The 2,283-nt window shown below is 71.9% G+C and carries 2 protein-coding genes; one reads left to right on the top strand and one right to left on the bottom strand.

What is annotated here, in order from left to right:
• Positions 1 to 1,120 (top strand): DUF3443 family protein (locus AB0O00_RS33475; protein WP_363658262.1); only part of this gene is annotated, 1,120 nt, incomplete at its 5' end.
• A 50-nt stretch (positions 1,121 to 1,170) separates the two neighbouring features.
• Here AB0O00_RS33475 and AB0O00_RS33470 read toward each other — a convergent pair.
• Positions 1,171 to 2,283: alpha/beta hydrolase (locus AB0O00_RS33470; RefSeq protein WP_363658260.1), on the bottom strand; the 1,113-nt coding region annotated here is incomplete at its 5' end.

The raw sequence follows: 2,283 nt of genomic DNA, 5'->3' as shown, positions 1-2,283 counted from the left end.
GGCCGGGTGCGGCAGCGCCGGCGGCGCCGAACCCGCGCCCACCAGCCAGGCCTCCGCCGAATCGGCCACGTCGGCCGCTTCCGCTGCTTCCACCGCGTCGAACCAGCCGGGGCCGGTCACCATTCCGCTGACCTACCTCCCCGCGGGCAGCGCAAGCGGCCAACCGGCCCAGCCCCGCCTCGCCACCACCATCTCGGTCGGTACGAGCAGGCTCAACGTCCTCGTCGACACCGGCTCCAGCGGCCTCAAGGTCCTCGCGTCCAAGGTCGCCGCCACCGACGCCACCACCACCGGCACCACGAGCACCGGCGCCTTCGGCAACGGCCTCACCATCAGCGGGAACGAGGCCACCGCCACCCTCACCCTCGGCGCCGCCACGGCGACGGCCCAGACGATCGTCCTGGTCAACTCGGTCAGCTGCGCCCCGACCGTCCCGAACTGCGAGGCCGCCAACGGGCAGACGCCGGAGGAGTTCGGCGGGGTCTTCGACGGCATCCTCGGCATCGGCATGACGCTGCGCATCGGCACGAGTTGCTGCACCAATCCGATGGTCGGCCTCACCGGCAACACGTCCTACGTGATCCACTTCGACCCGGCCGCACCGACGCTCGTCCTGCGGCCCGCACAGGCCACGACGGCGAGGTTCACCATGACGAGCCTGCCCCCGACAGCCTCCGCCTCCGCCTCCCCATCCTCGGTCGCCGCCTGGGACGCGACGCCGATGCAGGCCTGCCTGACCGTCTCCTCCGTCCTCGGCAAGACCTGCGCGCCCGTCGTCCTCGACACGGGCAGCGCGACGCTGAACCTCCTGCTGCCTCCCTCCCAGGCACCCCCGTCCAGCGCGCTCACCGGCGGAGGAGGAGTGCTGAACTCCTTCGGGCAACAGGTCCAGTTGACCATCCCGCCCGCATTGACCTGGACGTACACCATGCCGCCGGCGGCCACCCCGGCCGCGGCCCAAACCCAGCTGCTCAACGCCCTGAGCACCCCGCTGATCGCCTACGCCTCTCAGCCCAATCCCCTGATCGTCGCGGGCCTGCCCATCTTCACCCGCACCGACGTCCTCTACGACCTCGGCAACGGCCGCATCTGTCTGGCTCCGCAGGCCACTCAGTCCTGAGCACGAGGCTCCCGCGTCCGGTTCGAGCAGCGCCGGAGGTGCTGGTCCGTTCACTGCCAGAGCTGATCGAAGGTGTGGATGGCCTGTTGTGCCGCCGGGGCGAGGGTGTTGGTGGTGGCGGGGGAGCCGGCCGGCTGGAGGAGGTGGGTGACGTCGGGGAGGGTGACCAGGCCGGGTCCACCGGTTCCGGCGGACTTGAGGGCGCTGACCAGCGGGCCGGTGGTCGAGCACGGCACCTGGGTGTCGGCGGTGCCGCAGGTCACCATGACCTTGGTACTGGACGGCACCTTGGCCGCCAGGTCCGGCGGGTACACCGCGTCGTCCGTTCGAGCGAAGGCGAGGTTGGCGTTGAGGCTCTGGAACACCGTCGCGATGGGCCCGGGCAGGCCCGTGGTGTCGGCGGGATTGCCGGCACGGATGCTCGACACCCCGTTGGTCACGGCGGTCTTGACGGTGGAGGCCTGGGCGGAGCTGAGCTGCCCGGCCGAGACGGCGGCGTCCACCTGCTGATCCACCTGAAGAGTGACGAGGTCGAGCAGCCGCTCGTCCTGCGGCTCCAGCAGCGCCAGCCCAGCCACGGCCGGCTTTGCGGTCTGGTCGACCTCCAGGGCGATCATTGCCCCCTCGCTGTGGCCGGCGATGAGGAGCTTCTGCGGGTCGGCGCCGGGCTGGCCGGCGAGGAACTGGTAGGCGGCGCTGGCTTGTTGGACGAATGCGTTCAGGTCGAGGCCGCCCGGGTTGTTGGTGTAGGTGCCCAGGCCGGTCTGGCCGCTGCCGTACTTGTCGTACCGCAGGGTCATGATGCCGTCGTCGCCCATCTGCTGGGCGATGTCGGCGAGGGTGTCGGGCATGAGCTGCGGGGGCTGGTTGCCGTTGCGGTCCGTGGGTCCGCTGCCGGGCAGCAGCAGTGCGGCCGGCATCTTCGCACCGGTCGCGTTGGGCGGGATGTGCAGGGTGCCGTAGGTGGTGGTGCCGTTGACGACGAAGGACACCTGCTGGTCACCCGGGGCCGTGGGCGATCCGGAGGAGGACGGGGAGGCCGAGGCGGCCGCTGAGGCCGTCTCGACCTGGGCGGCGGGGCTGACGGCGGCCTGGCCGGCACCGGCCGGGGTGGGCTCGGGCTTGCCGCCGGAGCCGCAGGCCGGGGTCAGGCCGAGCGCGGC

It is taken from the genome of Kitasatospora sp. NPDC093558 (genome assembly GCF_040683475.1).
Taxonomy (GTDB): Bacteria; Actinomycetota; Actinomycetes; order Streptomycetales; family Streptomycetaceae; genus Kitasatospora.
This window is presented reverse-complemented; position numbering and strand designations above follow the sequence as displayed.